Below are 16,642 nucleotides of genomic sequence, written 5' to 3'. Positions count from 1 at the left end.
AACTCGAATCACCGCTAGAATATTCATATTGCGTTGCATCATAAACAGTCTATTCGCGCGCTACCTACTTTACAAAACGCGGCCAACTCTGGTTTTCGGGATTTTGCAGAGCGTTTTGCCAGCATTTTAATCCGTACAAAGGAGTAAATATGTTTCCGCTTCCTGAACAATTTTCCAGCGCCGCCAAGTCGCAACTGGAAAGCCAGCTGCAAATCTTCAGCACCCTGACCAGCAAAGTCTTTGAAAGCGCCGAGAAAATCATCGCGCTGAACCTGAACGCCGGCAAGGCCGCCATCTCGCAGACGGCGGAAACGGCGCAGCACCTGCTGGAAACGCAGGACCCGCGCGACTTCTTCAGCTACAGCAGCAGCCAGGCACAACCGAACATCGAGAGCGTGCTGGCCTACAGCCGCCAGCTGTTCGGCATCGCTTCGAGCACCCAGGCTGAATTGCTGGCTTCGGCCAAGGATCGCCTCGATGCGGCCGCCCCTGTTGCCGCACCCGCCCCAGCTCCTGTCGCTGCCGCACCGGCACCTGCCGCTCCCCTTGCTGCGCCAGCGCCAGCAGCGGCGCCAGCGCCCGTTGCCGCCAAGCCTGCCGAAGTGGCCAAGCCCGTCGCCAAGGCGGCGCCCGCGCCTGCCCCTGTCGCCGCACCGGCAGCCAAGCCAGCGGCAGCGCCTGCCAAGGTTGCCGAGAAGGTTGCCGACAAGCCAGCAGTGAAAGCCGTGGAAGTCAAGCCGGCGGCCAAACCGGCAGCCAAGCCGGAAGCGGCCAAGCCCGCACCTGCACCTGCGCCAGCGAAAGCCGCCGCGCCAGCACCGGCCAAACCGGCCGCCAAACCAGTTCCTTCGAGCAAACCGGCCGCCAAGCCGGCCAGCGCCACTGGCAAGACCGTGGCCAAGGCCGCCGTCAAGCACGCGCCAGCGCCAGCCGCCAAGGTTGCGCCCAAGGGCACGCCATCGAAACAGCTCGACATGCTGGGCGGTGGCAAAGGCAGCGGCAGCAGCCGCAAGTAAGCCTCGCGCACGCCACTGACACAGCAAAACAACGGGCTACGGCCCGTTTTTTGCGTGCCCGTCCACAGCGCGCTTTTGCGCCTTGTTGTATCCTACGCGTACTTTCCGTCCGCGTGCCCGTCCTTCCGCCCCGCGACACCCCATTACTAAAAACAAAAGGTAACCATGAGTTTATCGAGGCTCATCGCCGGCTTCGTGCGTCAGCATTGGCCGGCGTATGCCGCCGCTGCCGTCATGCTGACAGGCGTGGCAACACTGACCGTCTGGATCCCGCGCCGCGTGGGCGCCATCATCGACGCACTGGCCGCGCACCGCATGACGGCGGCCGAACTGTGGCTTGAGCTGCTGACCCTGCTCGCCGTCGGCGTCGTCATCTATTTCCTGCGCGTGGGCTGGCGCATCACCCTGTTCAAGGCCGCCTACCAACTGGGCGTGATGCTGCGCACGCGCTTCTACACGCGCATGTCGCAGCAGGGCGCGTCGTTTTACCAGAACCAGCGCACGGGCGACCTGATGGCGCTGGCGACCAATGACATCGACGCCATCGAAATGGCCGCCGGCGAAGCCATGCTGGCCGGCTTCGACGGCACACTGACCCTGCTGATGGTGCTGGGCATCATGCTGCTGGGCGTGGACTGGCGCCTGGCCTGCATCGCCCTCCTGCCCTTCCCGTTGATGGGACTGGCCTTCTGGCGCATCTCGAGCCATATCCACACGGCGTCGACGGATTCCTTAAAGCGCTTTTCCGCGCTGAACGACCATGTGCAAGAGTCCTTGTCGGGCGTGCGCACCTTGCGCGCGCTGGGCCTGGAAGAGCGCAGCAGCAAGCAGTTCTCCACCCTGGCCGGCCACGCGGCCAACGCCAGCCTGACGGCGCAGCGCTGGGAAGCGGCGTATGAACCGGCCGTCGGCCTGACCCTGACGGCCGCCACGGCGCTGACCCTGGGCCTGGGCGGCTACCTCGTGTGGCAAGACCAGCTGACCATCGGCGCGTTGACGAGCTTTTCCATGTACCTGGGCCAGCTGATCTGGCCCATGTTCGCCGCCGGCTGGGTACTCTCCTTGATCGAACGGGGCCGCGCCGCCTGGCAGCGCTTGCAACCCATGTTAGACGCGCCGCTGGCCATCGACGACCATGGCACGATTGATACGCTGACGCCCGGCCCCCTGCAATTGCAGGACGTCGGCTTCGCCTACGCGGGCCAGACGGCGCCCGCGCTGTCCGGCATCTCGCTGCGTTTGCAGCCGGGCCAGACCCTGGGTTTGGTGGGCCCGACGGGCAGCGGCAAGTCGACCCTGCTGCGCGTGCTGCTGCGTCAGGTCACGCCACAATCGGGCACGGCCACGTGGAATGGCGAGGCGCTCGATGCTTATACCTTGCACGCGCTGCGCGCTGCCATCAGCTGGGTGCCGCAGGAGTCGTTTTTGTTCTCCGCCACCATCGCCGACAATATCGCCCTGGCCCGTCCCGGCGCCACGCGCGAGGAAGTGGAACGGGCGGCGCAGCTGGCCGACATCCACGACGATATCCTGCAATTCCCCGAAGGCTATGCCACCCACGTGGGCGAAAAGGGCATCACCTTGTCCGGCGGCCAGCGCCAGCGCGTGGCCATCGCGCGCGCGCTGCTGGCCGACAACGGCTTGCTGCTGCTCGATGATGCGCTGTCCGCCGTCGACACGGGCACGGAAACGCGCATCCTGCAGCACCTGGAAGAACTGCGCGCGCGCCGCCCCGAGCGCAGCGCCATCATCGCCAGCCACCGCCTGAGCGCCGTCGTCAACGCGGACCTGATTTTGGTGCTGCGCGACGGCCACGTCACGGAAACGGGCAACCACGACGCGCTGATGCAGCGCGACGGCTGGTATGCCAGCCAGTGGCGCTATCAACAACTGGAAGCCAGCCTCGATGCCATCTAAGACCGACCAAGCCAACGCCACGCAATCCGTGCGCCGCCAGGCCGCGCAAGCCATCGGCCTGCTGCGCCGCGCCGCCGCGCCCGACCTGCGCCATTTATACTGGGCCACATTCTGGCTGATCCTCGCCGCCGCGCTGGAAGTGACGGGACCCATCCTGGGCAAGGCCCTGATCGACCAGCATCTGCTGCCGCGCAACCTGGACTGGACGCGCATGTCCTTGCTGCTGGGCGGCTGCCTGCTGACGGGCTGGGTCGCTTCCGGCCTGCGCTATTTGCAGCTGGTGCGCCTGTCCGGCCTGGCCATGCGCTCGGTGCAGCGCCTGCGCGAAACCGTTTACCAGCACGTGCTGCGCCTGCCGATGAGTTTTTTCGACCGCGCCATCACGGGCCAGCTGGTCAGCCGGGTCACCAACGACACGGAGGCGGTGAAATCGCTGTACGTGCAGGTGCTGTTCGTCATCCTCGACAGCTCCATCGTTTTGGTCGGCACCATGGCCGCCATGGCTTTCCTCGACTGGCGCTTGATGCTGATCGTGCTGGCCCTGCTGCCGGCCGTGCTGGTCATCGTCTTCCTGTACCAGCGCTGGAGCGCGCCGGCCGTCACGCGCGCGCGCGCCCTGCGCAGCGAGATCAATGGGCAGATCGCCGAATCGATCGGCGGCATGAGCGTGCTGCAGGCGAATAACGCGGAAAAGCGCTTCGGCGCGCGCTTCACGGGCATCAACCAGGACCACTACACGGCGCGCATGCAGGAATTGCGCGCCAACGCCTGGCTGCTGCGCCCCGCACTCGACATGCTCAATATCGTGCTGCTGGCCGTCGTCATCTTCAGCTTCGGCCGGCGCGAGATGGGCGCCGTGGAAGTGGGCGTGCTGTACGCGTTCATCAGCTACATCGCACGCGTGATTGAGCCGCTGATCCAGATCACCATGCAATTCAGCCAGCTGCAGCAATCGGTGGTGGCGACGGCGCGCGTCTCGGCCCTGCTGGACGAAGCACAGGCGCTCGAACATGCACAGGGCAGGGAAACACCGGCCCTGCGGCAGGCGAAAGCGGACAGCGGCCTGCCCGCCGTGGACATCCAGAACCTGACGTTCGCCTACGTGGAAAACCAGCCCGTGCTGCACGACCTGTCGCTGTCGATCCCGCAAGGAGCGTTCTTCGGCATCGTCGGCCACACGGGCAGCGGCAAGTCGACCTTGCTCTCCTTGCTGCTGCGCTTTTACCCCGTCACGCAGGGCAGCATCGCCATCAATGGCGTGGCCCTCGACAGCATCGACAATGAGCACTTCCGCGCCGACGTGGGCCTGGTGCCGCAAGACCCCTTCCTGCTGGCCGCCTCGGCGCGCGAAAACATCGACATGGGCCGCGGCTACACGCAGGCGCAGATCGAGACGGCCGCGCGCGCCGCGCATGCGCACGACTTCATCGCCGCACTGGAACACGGTTACGACACGCCGCTGGGCGAAGGCGGCTCGCGCCTGTCGTCTGGGCAAAAGCAGCTGATCGCCATTGCCCGCGCGCTGGCTGGCCAGCCGCGCATTTTGCTGCTGGACGAAGCGACGTCGCGCATCGATAGCCAGACGGAGCAGATCGTGCAACTGGCTCTCAATGAATTGCGCGGCAAGGTGACCATCATCGCCATCGCCCACCGCCTGTCGACCATCCGCGAAGCCGACCGTATCATCGTGCTGAACCATGGCCGCATCACGGAAGCGGGGCCGCACGACGCCCTGATGCAGATCGAAGGCGGCCTGTACCAACGCTTGTACCTGCTGCAGCAGCTGGCGCAGTAAGAGGGCCTTGTCAATGCCTGCCGTGTGCACTTTCGCAAATTTCTGCGCACCGCATGATATTTCTTGATTGCAACAGAATATAATCTGTTACAGACAGGTGGTCATTGCGGGAGCGGGACGTTGGCAGGCAGACAGAGACGGGCATCATGGCGAAAGGCGCATTGGCTGCTGGTACTGGCCTGTATGCTGCCGCCCGCCGTCCATGCCCAGGTCAGCAAGCTGGAGCAGCACATCGCCGCCGTGCGCGAAGATGGCCGCTTCGTGCCCGCGCGCGCCCTGCAGCGCCTGCAAGAGGTGGAAGCGCAGGCGCGCAGCGCGCCCCTGCCCGTGCGCGCGGAATTCCTGACACAGTTAAGTACCGTCCGCATGCGCCTGGGGCAGAACGACCTCGCCATGCAGCTGGCCGAGGAGCTGATCGCCTACGCCCGCCTGAACAAGAGCGACGTGGCGCTGGCGAAAGGCATGCTCTGCAAAGCTTACGTCACGTTCGCCATGAACGAGCGCCGCGCCTCGCACTTGCTGGCCTTCGAGGCCGAACGCATCGCCAACCGCACGGACGACTTGCCCGTGCGCGTGCAGGCCACCATCAGCGCGGGCCAGTCCTGGGCCGAGGAAGGCAATTTCCCGTTTGCGCTGGCCAAGCTGCAGGCGGCCGTCGACCTGGCGCGCCAGAGCAATTCCCCCTCCAGCCTGGCCGCCGCCCTGAATGCCCTCACCCTGCTGTACACGCAGATGCGCGAATACGACAAGGGCTTCGAGGTGCTCGACGAATTGCTGGCCGTGTCAGGCACGCTGGCATCGCCAGGCCGCATGGCGCAGGCAAAGAATACGGAATACGGGCTGGCGCTCGACGCGCAGCAGCCGCAGCGGGGCCAGCGCGCCCTGCTGGCGGCCCTGGCGCTGGAACGCCAGCTGGGCGCGCGCGGCATGGTGGCCGTGACCCTCGTCAATCTGTCGGACAGCTACCTGAAGGAAGGCGATTACGCGCGCGCCCTGCGCTATGCGAATGAAGCCATCACGGCGGCGCGCCTGGTCAACAATGAACAGGTGGAAGCGACCGCGCGCCTGAACATCGGCCAGGCGCTGATCGGCCAAGGACGCTTGCAGGAAGGCAAGCAAAGCGTGGCCACGGGCCTGGCCTACTACGAACGCACGGCCAACCAGCCGGACATGCAGGCCGTGCTGCTGGAATACGGCATGGCGCTGGAAAAGGCGGGCGACATGCGCGGCGCCGTGACGGCCTACCACCGCGAACGGGGCATCTCGAACCAGCTGTTCGAAAAGCAGCGGCAAAAGGCCGTGTATGAGCTGCAAGAAAAGTATGAGGCGGAAAAGAAGCAGCGCCAGATCGAACTGCTGAGCCGCGAGAATCAGCTCAAGAGCACGGAAATCGACAACCGCCGCCTGCAGCAGCGCGTGTGGTGGCTGCTGGCGCTGGTACTGGCCATGGCGTCCGTCATCGTCGGCTTGCTCTACCGCAAGGTGCGCCACGCGAACGTGCAGCTGAAGGTGAAAAACCAGGAACTCAAGCGCCAGAGTTCGCGCGACCCGCTGACGTCCCTGTACAACCGCCGCCATTTCCAGGAATTCATGCGCAGCCATGCGGGCAAGCCGCAGGCGTCCTATGGCGGTACCGATGTCGTCGGTGCGCTGTTCCTGCTCGACGTCGACCATTTCAAGCATATCAACGACCGTTACGGCCATGCGGCGGGCGACCTGGTGCTGACGACGATCGCCGAAACCTTGCACGAGGTGTTGCGCGAAACGGACATGATCGTGCGCTGGGGCGGCGAGGAATTCCTCGCCTTCCTGCCGGCCGTCGCGCGCGACGGACTCGACGATATCGCGCGGCGCATCCTCAACGGCATGGCGGCGCAAAGCATCCACTACCAGGGACAGGCCATCCAGGTGCACGTATCCGTCGGTTTTGCGCCCTATCCGCTGGCGCCGCTGGGACGCCCGCTCACGTGGGAACGCAGCGTCAACCTGATCGACATGGCGCTGTACCTGGCCAAGGCGCACGGGCGCAACCGGGCGTATGGCTTGCGCGGTTTTCGGCAGGTGGAAAAAACGACACTGGAAGCGGTGGAGCAAGACCTGGAACGCGCGTGGCGCGATGGCTTTGTCGATTTGAGCGTGGTGCTGGGGGGAACGGACGGGATGGAAAAGACGGTGACGCAAGCAAACCAGGCCAGCGATGGCGTCGCCGCAGCTGCCATCACCTGACGGCAGCTGCGGGAACCGGGCCGGCGCTGGCCGGCCCTGGCAAGATTACTTGTGCGCGGCGTCCTGCATCTTTTCGCCGGCTTTTTCCACTTTCTTGCCGACGGCATCGGCCGCTTCGCTCATTTTCTTGTCGGCGTCAGCGGCGACCTGGTCCATCTTGGCGCCCGTATCGGCAGCGGCCTGGCTCACGGCAGCATCGGCTTTGGTAGCGGCGGCCTTGATGTCGGCTTCAGCCTTGGCGGCGGCCGCATCGATCTTCTGGCCAGCTTGTTCAGCAGGACCAGCAGCGACATCATCCTTCTTCTGGCAGGCAGCCAGTGCCACAACCATCATCCCGGCGGCGCACACGGTCATCCAATTTTTGCTTACTTTCATGATATTCCCTTTCATTGTTATCAAAAGACACAGATCAGTTTGCAATATACACCGGCCTAAAATTTTCTAGCGTTCGCTAACGCACATAAAAACACGCTTTTGTGGCGTAGTTGTAAGCAATGGTATCTTGATATTTTTCACGGCGTCTTTCCCGCCAAGCGGGCATGACAGGGACACTGCTTTGCGCTACTGGCCCTGGACCGGGGCCGCATCCAGCAACGAACGTTCGAGCAATTGCGACAGCGCCGTACGCAGCGTCTGCGTGCGCGCCGCCAGTTCCGGCCGCTTGTAGCGCTCGGCGGCGATCAGGCTGTTTTCCAGGCAGACCCGGTCGCTCCTGGCCAGGCAGGCGTCGGCCAGGTCGAGCTGGGCGCTCGCCTGCGCCACCTTCACCCTGGCGTCGAGTTCCAGGGTGTCGGGATCGTCGCCCCAGCGTTTTACATAGACGGCCAGGCGCGTGGCGGCAACGTCCGGCTTGCCTGCGTCCAGCGCCTGGTTGACGCTGCCCTGCAGCGCCAGCCACGCCTGCGCCCGCTGCTGTTGCTTGTCGCAGGTCGCCGCGGACTTGGTGATGCTCGCCTGCAAGCGCTTGATCTGCGCGGCGGGCGCCTTGGCGCTTTTCAGCACGGCCAGCGCGCTGCGCGCCCCGTCCAGGTCGCACTGCGCCGCCAGCGCAGTGGCGGCCTCGACCTGTTCCGCCACGCTGGCAGGCCTGTCGGCCGGCTTGTTGAAGAACCAGATACCGGTCAGCACCACTGCCGCCGCGATCCACGTGCGCAAGCGTACGGGCGGGCGCGGCGGCGGCACCGAACCCCTGGCGGCAGGCTTGGCCGGCGGCGCCTTGGCCGGCGCGGCTGGCGCTGGCGGTGGCGGGGCAGGCTGGGGAGCGGAGACTGTCGGCACAGGCTGCGGCGCAGGAGCGGGCTGAGCCATGGGCATCGGCGGCGGCATGCGCGGCACAGGGGGCGGCGCCACGGCTTTCTCCAGAACAGGCGCTTGCGCCACCTGGCGCGCGCCGCAAAACGGGCAATGCACCGCGCGCAGCGGCAAGGTCCGGCCGCAAGCGGCATTGATGCAAACGTCATTCACTGTTTCAAGCACATTCCAACCTTTTCCTGGAGTCATTCCACTGCGTTCTGCCGCAATATTACCTTACGCAAGCACGGCAACGGCGCACCGGCGCCGTGTTCCATCGCCTTGATACCGATCAAAAAGCATCCGCCGCCGCGGCCTAAGCTGGAAGCACCGGTCAAGGACAAGGAGAACGCCATGTCAGCCCACCTGATCATCGAAGACGGCCAGCCCTGGTGGGACAGCGCCGATATCTGGGTCGTGCCGGGCAATGATCCGAATGGCCCACCCGGCGCGCCCATCGCCGGCACCAGCAACTACCTGTGGGGCCGCGTGCACAACACGGGCGACAGCGCCTCGAACGGCGTGCGCGTGGATTTTTACTGGGCCGACCCGTCCGGCCAGATCGCCGTCGGCGCCGCCACGCAGATCGGCTCCGCGTTTGCCGACTTGCCACCGGGCGCCACGCAGGAAGTGCTGTGCCTGGTGCCCTGGATCCCCGTCATCGTCAATGGCGGGCACGAATGCCTGCTGGCCGTGGCCCACGGCCCGGGCGACATCAATCCGCTGCCCGATCCCCTGCCCAACGGTTTTCCCTTTCAGCCCAAACAGCACGAGCAGATCGCCCAGCGCAACGTTACCGTGGTGCTGGCAGCGCGGCGCGCGCAATTGCTGTCCATCGCGGTGGCGGCCCTGCCCCGCGCAACAAAAAAAGTGGAACTGCACATTGAGCAGGGCGGCGAGCTGCCCGAGCGCCTGCTGGCCACCCTGGGGCTGGAGCGATGGCAACCAGCCAAGGAGGCGCGCCTGGTAGCGGGCCTGGCGCGCACGCCCCATTGCAATGGCGATGCGCCTGGCGAGCAAACGCTGGCGCTGGAAGTGCCGCGCGGCCAGGCGCAAGCCGTGTACCTGAGCCTGCGCGCCGAAGCCTTGCCGCCACGCCAGTATGCGCTGCTGCGCGTGCTGGAGAGCCAGGATGGCAAGCTCATGGGCGGCGTCACGTATGTCGTCACCGACCTGGAGAAAGAGCAAGCGCAAGAGCAGCACAGCCCCGAGGAGCAAGCATCATGAGCGATACCCCCCTGCAGGTGCTAACGCGGCCGTTCGCAATCGAACCCGTCACCAATATCATGCTGCCCGATGGCATCTTCGACAATGCCATCTATGGCTTGCGCATCGCCGCCCACGTCACCAACACGTCGGGCAGCGCCCTGACGAATGTCACCGTGTACCTGGAAAGCGTGGGCGACCCCGGCATCGTGCCCGTGGCGCGCACCTTTTTCTTTGCCAGCATTCCTGCCGGCGCGGCCATGCTGGTGATGTGGGATGCCGACTTCCAGCATGCGGCGCCCGGCAAGCGCCTCGTCAGCTTTGTCGCCAAGGCGGACGGCTACACGCCGCACCGCTCGATCCAGCAGATTTTTGTGTCGCAAACGCGCTTCGACAGCGCCACCAATACCTACACGTGCACGGTTGAGGAAGGCACCCTGGAACTGTCCAAGCCGCAAGGCCACCTGCCGGGCAAGCGCTGGGGCAGCACGGGCAATGATGGAAAAGAGTGCCGCTGTCCGCCCGGCCTGGGGCCCATCGTGCCGACCGGCATGACCCTCGTCTGGACGCCGAATCCCGCCTACGCAGGCACGCATGGCGAGCTGCCGTTTTCCGACCCGTGGTGGAAGGTGCTCGCCATCATCATCGCCATTATCGCCGCGCTAGTGGCCATCATTGCTGCCGCGCTCGGTTCAGGCAAGGCCAGCTTCAGCGTGGGCGGCAGTTTCGAGGAAACCGATCCCAGCGTCGATTGCTGCTCGCTCGAAGGGGCCGGCTCGGGCCAGCCCGAATTCACGGTGGCCGGTGTGGCCTCGGCCATCGCCTCGGGCGCCATCGCCGTCGCCTGCTCAGACATCGCGGACCCGTTCTGGCGTGGCCAGGAAGCAACACCACCGGCCGCCGGCGAACTGACCCTGGCCGAGCGCGTGGTGGCGAAATGGGTGCTGCCGGAAGCGCCGAACGCGGGCCTGCCCTACACGGCCGACATCAGCTGGGAATATCAACGCTTCACCACGGGCGCCACCTACCAGCATGCCGTCACCGAAACGCAAGTCAACATCCACGTGGCGGGGCCCGTGGAAACGGATACGCCCGCCGTCGTGCAGGCCTATGAACCGCTGTGGATACGCGCCAGCTTCAAGCGCGACAATGGCAATGTCTTCCGCGGCACGGAGCTGTACGCCTTCGTGCTGTTCCAGGCGCCGCAAGGACTGTATTTCGTGGAATCGCTGACCGACGACGGCCTGGGCTTCGACCCGGGCGCCAACGATGGCGTGTACGCAGGCAGCCTGGACTTGAAACGGGCTTACCGCACCCTGCTGCAATACGACCAGAAAGTCTACGGCACCTGGAGAGTCTTCGTCTTCGCCCAGGACGTCAACCTGACCAAGCCCGGCACGCCGCCGGAAATCGCCGCCCAGCACATCGGCGGCATGTTCGTCGCCAGCGCCATCGAAATCACCTTCGACGATACATTACCCTGCCCGCTCAAGGCGCAGGCAAATATCGTCGTGGTGTAGTAAGAAGCGAGGTCAGGCGTAGGTCGGATTAGCGGGGCAAAGCCCCGCGTAATCCGACAACATTGTTGGCTCCCGTACGCACACCACGAGCGACTGAGAAAATGCTCAGGGCTAGGCGCCGCCCCGAAGACAGTACTTCAGTACGGCGAGGGGCAGGCAACAACGCCATGGGCGTTTTATCAACCGCTCCTACACCTTGACGCTTTCAGGCTTGGCAATAAGCGTGCGCGGAATGATATCCGTTGCCGGACAAGTATCCATCGCCTCCGAATACGCAAGCCAGCGTTGCAGGCTTTCCATGCGACGGATGGTGATGCCCTTGCCATTGATATAGCCGATCTGCTCGAAATTGGCGGGACTGGTGGTCAGTTTTGACACGGTGGGCGCATTGTCGACCAGGCGGTCGTAGGCCTTGCGCGCCTTGTGCTCCCACTTGGCCAGCACGGGGTCGTCAAAGCGGTTGCTTTCAAAATACACGGTGATGGTGCGGTCGTGGTTGGCAAAGCCGACGATGGCCGCACCCTTGCGTATGGTCAACAGGACATCTTCCTTGACGCCCGTGACGGGAACGAAGACGGCGGCGCGCCCATCCGTATCCGGCCGCTCCATGGGAATATCTTGTCCGATTATGCTCATCACATCACACTCTTAATCATTGCCTGCTGGCTTGTTGTCCCTGCATCACTGAAAGCGGACTCCCTGCGCATGCGTGCGTTTGCCGCTGCGCCGGGCCGCTACCAGACTGTGTTTATCAAATAATACATTGCCGTAAAGCACTACACAAGATAATCAGCGGCATGGCGGCCGCCCGTCCTGCGCCGGATGAGGAATGGTGGCGTCCGGGGCAATCGCCTTATAATGCTGCGATTACTTCCCGTCCCCCACCTTCGCACCATGACGCTTCCCGAGAATGACACCAGCCGGCTCGACGCCATCAGCGCCGCCGCCACCGAAGTGGCCGCGCAAAACGTGGCCGACTTGCTGGCCATGGCCATCTGCCACCGCCCGGACGAACCGGCCCTGATCGTCTGCGACAAGCGCAGCTGGCTCAACGTCGTCCTGACGGAAGCGTATCGCCAGGCCTTGCCGGACGCGACCTTCATCGATTTCGACGAGGTCACGCCCGAGGCCGTGCTGGCCGCATTTGCCGACCTGCCGGCCGGCAGCCTCGTCGTGCTGATTCAGTCGACCAGCTTCCGTCTGGAAGCGTTCCGCATCCGCATCGAGCTGTTCAAGCGGGGCCTGAAGGTCATTGAACACGTGCACCTGTCGCGCATGCCCGGCGTGCAGGGGCTGCATTACATCGCCTCGCTGGCCTACGACCCCGCCTACTATCGCGGCGTCGGCCATGCGCTGAAGGCGCGCATCGACAAAGCCCGCCACGGCATGGTCGACAGCGGCGGCGAGCAGCTGGTCTTTGCTTCGCCGTTCGAATCGGCCAAGCTCAATATCGGCGATTACAGCGGCATGAACAATATCGGCGGCCAGTTCCCGCTGGGCGAAGTGTTTACGGAAGCGCAGGACCTGGAAGCGGTGAACGGCCGCGTGCGCATTTTCGTCTTTGGCGACACCCACTTCATGGTCAACCGCCCCGACACGCCGATCACCCTGATCATCGACAAGGGCCGAGTCACGGGCACGGAAAACGCCACGCCGGAATTTACCGCCATGCTGGAGATCATCCGTGCGCACGAAGGCGAAGTATGGGTGCGCGAACTGGGCTTCGGCATGAACCGCGCCTTTTCGCGCGAACAGCTGGTCAACGACATCGGCACGTATGAGCGCATGTGCGGCATCCATCTGTCGCTGGGCGCCAAACACGGCGTCTACACCAAGCCCCAATTCAAGCGCAAGGATGCGCGCTACCACGTCGACATCTTCGCCGTTACCGAAGCCGTCTATCTGGACGACGAGCGCGTGTACGCAGATGGCGCGTGGACGGTGGAGCCGGTCGCTTTCAATTGAACCTCAGCTGAAAAAACCTGCCGCTTCCAGCTCGCGGTCCCATGGCGGCACGGGCTGGTATTCGGCCACGAGGAAATCGATCAGCGCGCGCACCTTGGGCGATGGCTGGCGGCTGGCCGGATACAGAGCGCTCAGGTGATTCAAGGGCAGTTCCCAGTCCGTCAGCACGGGCACCAGACTGCCATCGAGCAGGTTGCGCCAGGCGAGGAACGTGGTGCTGTAGACGATGCCGAGCCCCCGCTGCGCCGCCTGGTGCAGCACCAGGCCATTATTCGCCGTAAACCCTGCCTGCACGCGCACGCTCATTTCCTCGCGCGACTCGCCTTCTCCACGCTGGAAATGCCAGTTCGTGCCATCGGTCAGGTGGCTGAAATGCAGACACTGGTGCTGCAACAGCTCTTGCGGCGTGCGCGGCACACCCCATTGCGCCAGGTAGGCGGGGCTGGCGCACAGCACAGCACGGCACGGCGCCAAAGGCCGCATGGCCAGCGCGCTGCTGTCCGGGATACCACCCACGCGTATCGTCAAATCAAAACCGTGGCGTATCGGGTCGAGCAGCGCGTCGTCGACAAACAACTCGGCTTGCACCTGCGGGTGCAGCAGGCTGAAACGGGCAACGGCGTCGGCCAACCACGCGCTGCCGAAACTCGACGGCGCCTGGATGCGCAGCGGCCCGGCCAGCTCCGCCCCCGCTCCCGCCTGCGCCACGTGCGCCACCATGCGCGCCGCTTCCTGCGCCTGGCTGACGGTGGCCATGCACGGCGCCAGGTAGGCGCGGCCCGCGTCCGTCAAGCTTACTTCGCGCGTGGAGCGGTGCAGCAGACGTGCATGCAGGCGTTCTTCCAGCTGCATGATGGTCTTGCTGACCATGGCGCGCGTCAGGCCCAGGCGCTGGCCGGCCACCGTAAAGCTGCGCTGGCGCGCCACTTCGACAAAGATTTCCATCGCTTTTAGTTGATCCATGTCAAAGATTGTCTGCGCTTTGGCGACAATCTGTCAACCGTAGGGCGATTGTTTGCCGCCCTCGCCCATCCTACAATGGCGCTTTCCATTGACCTCCGGAGCCGCCGCCATGCTAACAATCGAACAACAAGAACAGTATCAACGTGACGGCTACCTGATCCTGCCCGATTTCAAAGGGGCGGACGACATCGCCGCCTTGCGCGCGCGTGCCGAGCAGATTGTCAACGAATTCGATCCCAGCGTCAGCCAGTCGATCTTCACCACGCGCGACCAGGCAAAAAACACCAACGATTATTTTCTCGCTTCCGACAACACCATCCGCTGCTTCTTCGAGGAAGAAGCGTTCGGTCCGGACGGTCAATTGAAGCAGGCGAAATCGCTGTCGATCAACAAGATCGGCCACGCCATGCATGACCTGGACCCCGTCTTCCGCGCTTTTTCGGCCGATCCGAAACTGGCCGAAGTGGCGCGCGACCTGGGTCTGGCGGATGCGCAGGTGTGGCAATCGATGTACATCTTCAAGCAGCCCGGCATCGGCGGCGAAGTGCGCTGGCACCAGGACGCCACGTATTTCGAGACCACGCCCATCAGCGTGACCACCTTCTGGTTCGCGCTGGAAGACGCGACCCTGGACAACGGCTGCCTGTGGGCCGAACCGGGCGGCCACCGCGGCCCCCTGCGCGAACGCTTCATCCGCAACGGCGACGCCGTGCGCGTGGAAAAACTCGACGCCACGCCATGGCCCGACGACAGCACGGCCGTGCCGCTCGAAGTCAAGGCGGGCGCCCTCGTCTGCTTCCACGGCTTGCTGCCCCACTACAGCGCGCCGAACCGCTCGCCCGTCTCGCGCCACGCCTACACCTTGCACGCCACCGACGGCCGGACGCAATACGCGGCCCACAACTGGATCCAGCGCGACGACTCCTTCCCCGTGCGGGGCTTCGTCTGATGCGCATCGAGGTTTTTGCCGCCCACTGGGGCAATAACGCGCTGCCGCCCGACGTCTTCATCGACAGGGTAGCGGCGGCCGGTTTCGACGGCATCGAGATGTCGCTGCCGCTGGACGCCGCCCTGCGCGAGGAATGGACGGACCGCATCGCCAAGGCAGGGCTGCAGCTGATCGCCGCGCAGTGGGAAACCGTCTTCCACAGCGACTTCGAGCTGCACCGCGCCGCCCTGGCGGAACTGTTGGACAACGCCTGCCTGGCGCGCCCCGTGCTGGTCAACACGCACACGGGCAAGGATTACTACAGCCAGGCGCAGAACGCGCAGCTGATCGACCTGGCCGCCGCCATCTCGGCAAAACACGGCGTGCCCATCGTGCATGAAATCCACCGCAGCCGTTTTTCCGGCCACCCGATGCTGCTGCTGCCGTATCTGCAGCAGTATCCCGAGCTGCCATTGACGGCCGACCTGTCGCACTGGTGCTGCGCCTGCGAGTCCTTGCTGGAAGACCAGCCGCAGACCTTGGCGCAAGTGCTGCCGCTGGTGCGTCACGTGCATGCGCGCGTGGGCCATGCGCAGGGGCCACAAGTAGCCGACTTCCGCGCGCCGGAAGCGAAACAGGCGCTCGATGTCCACCTGGCCTGGTGGGACGCCATCGTCGCCCTGCGTCGCGCAGCCGGCGCCGAGCGCATGACGTTCACGCCGGAATTCGGCCCCGCGCCCTACACGCAAACCCTGCCTTACACGCAGCAGCCCGTGAGCGACGCGTGGGAACAGAACGTGGCGATGCTGCAGCTTTTACGCCAGCGCTATCCTGCGGAGTAAGGAAACTACGGAAGCTGCGCAAAATTGACCTGCACAAAATCGATGAAGGTGCGCAGCGGCGCGGGCAGATGGCGCCGGCCCGCATAGTATAAAAACGGGCCGGGAAAGGGCATCGCCCAGTCTTCCAGCACGGGCTGCAGCTGGCCCGCATCGATATACGGCTGCAGCCACTCTTCAAACAGATACACGAGGCCATGGCCGGCGATGGCCATGCTGACCGCAAAATCAGCCGCCGTCGGCGTGACGATCACGGGGCCGTCCGGCTCCACGCTCACTTTTTGCCCGTCCCGTTCGAACTCCCATGGTGGCACCGCACCGCTGAGGAATTTTCCCAGCAGGCAGGCGTGCTGCAGCAGGTCGCGCGGATGCGCGGGCACGCCGCGCTGCGCCAGGTAGGACGGCGCGCCCGCCACCGCGAAGCGCTGCGTGCGCGGGCCGATGGGGATGGCGATCATGTCCTGCTCCAGCCTTTCGCCATAACGGATGCCCGCGTCGCAACCGCTGGCGACGACATCGACAAAATTATTATCGACCACCAGCTCGACCCTGATCTGCGGATAGGCGCGCAGGAACTGGTCGACCATGGGCTGCAGGAAGAAGCGCGCCGCGTTGACCGGCACGTTCAGGCGCAAGGTGCCGCGCGGGCTGTCGCGCAAGTCGTTCAGCACATCGAGCGCGCTGCTCACTTCCTCAAGCGCCGGGCGCAAGCGCGTCAGCAGCAGCGCACCAGCCGCCGTCGGCGTGACGCTGCGCGTCGTGCGTTCCAGCAGGCGGATGCCCAGTTGCTGCTCCAGCCGGCGCAGCGCCTCGCTCATGGCGGACGCGGACTGGCCGCTGGCGCGCGCGGCCTGGCGAAAACCCTGGTGCCGAGCCACCAGGGCAAAGGCGGCCAGGTCGGCCATGGAAGGGTTGTCTGCATGCATGGGAGATAGCTTTCATTGTGCGTAAATAAGTACAGCCTGTGCCGGATTGAC

Annotated in this window: 14 protein-coding genes; 9 read left to right on the top strand and 5 right to left on the bottom strand. The window is 64.8% G+C overall.

From position 1 onward, the window contains the following. Positions 1 to 149: 149 nt before the first annotated feature. The 4 genes from ACPJXG_RS05000 (at position 150) to ACPJXG_RS04985 (ending at position 6,954) form a co-directional block, all read left to right on the top strand. A complete protein-coding gene (locus tag ACPJXG_RS05000; RefSeq protein WP_425253597.1) occupies positions 150 to 1,016 on the top strand; it encodes a phasin family protein in 867 nt (288 codons plus the stop codon). Between the two features lie 165 nt (positions 1,017 to 1,181). Further along, a complete protein-coding gene (locus ACPJXG_RS04995) occupies positions 1,182 to 2,933 on the top strand; it encodes an ABC transporter ATP-binding protein (protein ID WP_099402883.1) in 1,752 nt (583 codons plus the stop codon). Further along, positions 2,923 to 4,728 (top strand): ABC transporter ATP-binding protein, encoded by a 1,806-nt coding sequence (locus ACPJXG_RS04990; protein ID WP_425253596.1) that lies wholly within the window; start codon positions 2,923 to 2,925, stop codon positions 4,726 to 4,728. The genes ACPJXG_RS04995 and ACPJXG_RS04990 overlap by 11 nt, the downstream gene beginning before the upstream one ends. Before the next feature lie 183 nt (positions 4,729 to 4,911). After that, a complete protein-coding gene (locus tag ACPJXG_RS04985) occupies positions 4,912 to 6,954 on the top strand; it encodes a diguanylate cyclase (protein WP_425253595.1) in 2,043 nt (680 codons plus the stop codon). Positions 6,955 to 6,999: 45 nt separating this feature from the next. Here ACPJXG_RS04985 and ACPJXG_RS04980 read toward each other — a convergent pair whose 3' ends face one another. Both ACPJXG_RS04980 and ACPJXG_RS04975 read right to left on the bottom strand, forming a co-directional pair. Then, positions 7,000 to 7,329 carry a hypothetical protein gene (locus tag ACPJXG_RS04980; RefSeq protein ID WP_035821678.1) on the bottom strand — a complete coding sequence of 110 codons (330 nt, stop codon included), beginning with the start codon at positions 7,327 to 7,329 and terminating at the stop codon, positions 7,000 to 7,002. Positions 7,330 to 7,515: 186 nt separating this feature from the next. Then, positions 7,516 to 8,430, bottom strand: a complete 915-nt coding sequence (locus ACPJXG_RS04975) for a hypothetical protein (RefSeq protein ID WP_425253594.1) — start codon at positions 8,428 to 8,430, stop codon at positions 7,516 to 7,518. Positions 8,431 to 8,598: 168 nt separating this feature from the next. Here ACPJXG_RS04975 and ACPJXG_RS04970 point away from each other — a divergent pair, with 168 nt between their 5' ends. Beyond that, positions 8,599 to 9,471, top strand: a complete 873-nt coding sequence (locus ACPJXG_RS04970; RefSeq protein ID WP_158300197.1) for a hypothetical protein — start codon at positions 8,599 to 8,601, stop codon at positions 9,469 to 9,471. Beyond that, a complete protein-coding gene (locus ACPJXG_RS04965; RefSeq protein WP_425253593.1) occupies positions 9,468 to 10,970 on the top strand; it encodes a hypothetical protein in 1,503 nt (500 codons plus the stop codon). The genes ACPJXG_RS04970 and ACPJXG_RS04965 overlap by 4 nt, the downstream gene beginning before the upstream one ends. Positions 10,971 to 11,159: 189 nt before the next feature. Here ACPJXG_RS04965 and ACPJXG_RS04960 read toward each other — a convergent pair whose 3' ends face one another. Beyond that, a complete protein-coding gene (locus ACPJXG_RS04960) occupies positions 11,160 to 11,579 on the bottom strand; it encodes a hypothetical protein (RefSeq protein ID WP_081922572.1) in 420 nt (139 codons plus the stop codon). Positions 11,580 to 11,864: 285 nt separating this feature from the next. Between ACPJXG_RS04960 and ACPJXG_RS04955 the strand changes: the two genes are divergently transcribed. After that, the gene (locus ACPJXG_RS04955) at positions 11,865 to 12,935 is read left to right on the top strand and encodes a hypothetical protein (RefSeq protein WP_402719308.1); all 1,071 of its coding nucleotides are present in this window, start codon (positions 11,865 to 11,867) and stop codon (positions 12,933 to 12,935) included. A gap of 3 nt (positions 12,936 to 12,938) precedes the next feature. On the opposite strand, the gene ACPJXG_RS04950 is transcribed toward ACPJXG_RS04955, so the two are convergent. Then, positions 12,939 to 13,898 carry a LysR family transcriptional regulator gene (locus ACPJXG_RS04950; RefSeq protein WP_425253592.1) on the bottom strand — a complete coding sequence of 320 codons (960 nt, stop codon included), beginning with the start codon at positions 13,896 to 13,898 and terminating at the stop codon, positions 12,939 to 12,941. 109 nt (positions 13,899 to 14,007) lie between these two features. On the opposite strand from ACPJXG_RS04950, the gene ACPJXG_RS04945 reads away from it, so the two are divergent. Together ACPJXG_RS04945 and ACPJXG_RS04940 are read left to right on the top strand one after the other, a co-directional pair. Continuing rightward, positions 14,008 to 14,847 (top strand): phytanoyl-CoA dioxygenase family protein, encoded by an 840-nt coding sequence (locus tag ACPJXG_RS04945; RefSeq protein WP_425253591.1) that lies wholly within the window; start codon positions 14,008 to 14,010, stop codon positions 14,845 to 14,847. Then, complete coding sequence (locus ACPJXG_RS04940; RefSeq protein ID WP_425253590.1) at positions 14,847 to 15,668, top strand: sugar phosphate isomerase/epimerase family protein; 822 nt, start codon at positions 14,847 to 14,849, stop codon at positions 15,666 to 15,668. Before ACPJXG_RS04945 ends, ACPJXG_RS04940 begins: the two co-directional genes overlap by 1 nt. Before the next feature lie 5 nt (positions 15,669 to 15,673). On the opposite strand, the gene ACPJXG_RS04935 is transcribed toward ACPJXG_RS04940, so the two are convergent. Continuing rightward, on the bottom strand, positions 15,674 to 16,591 hold the full coding sequence (locus ACPJXG_RS04935) for a LysR family transcriptional regulator (protein ID WP_425253589.1): 918 nt from the start codon (positions 16,589 to 16,591) through the stop codon (positions 15,674 to 15,676). Positions 16,592 to 16,642: the final 51 nt, after the last annotated feature.

It is taken from the genome of Janthinobacterium sp. NFX145 (genome assembly GCF_049810325.1).
In the GTDB taxonomy this organism is placed as follows: domain Bacteria; phylum Pseudomonadota; class Gammaproteobacteria; order Burkholderiales; family Burkholderiaceae_D; genus Janthinobacterium; species Janthinobacterium rivuli.
Note: the sequence above shows the minus strand (reverse complement) of the source record. Positions and strands in the feature narration are given on the sequence as shown.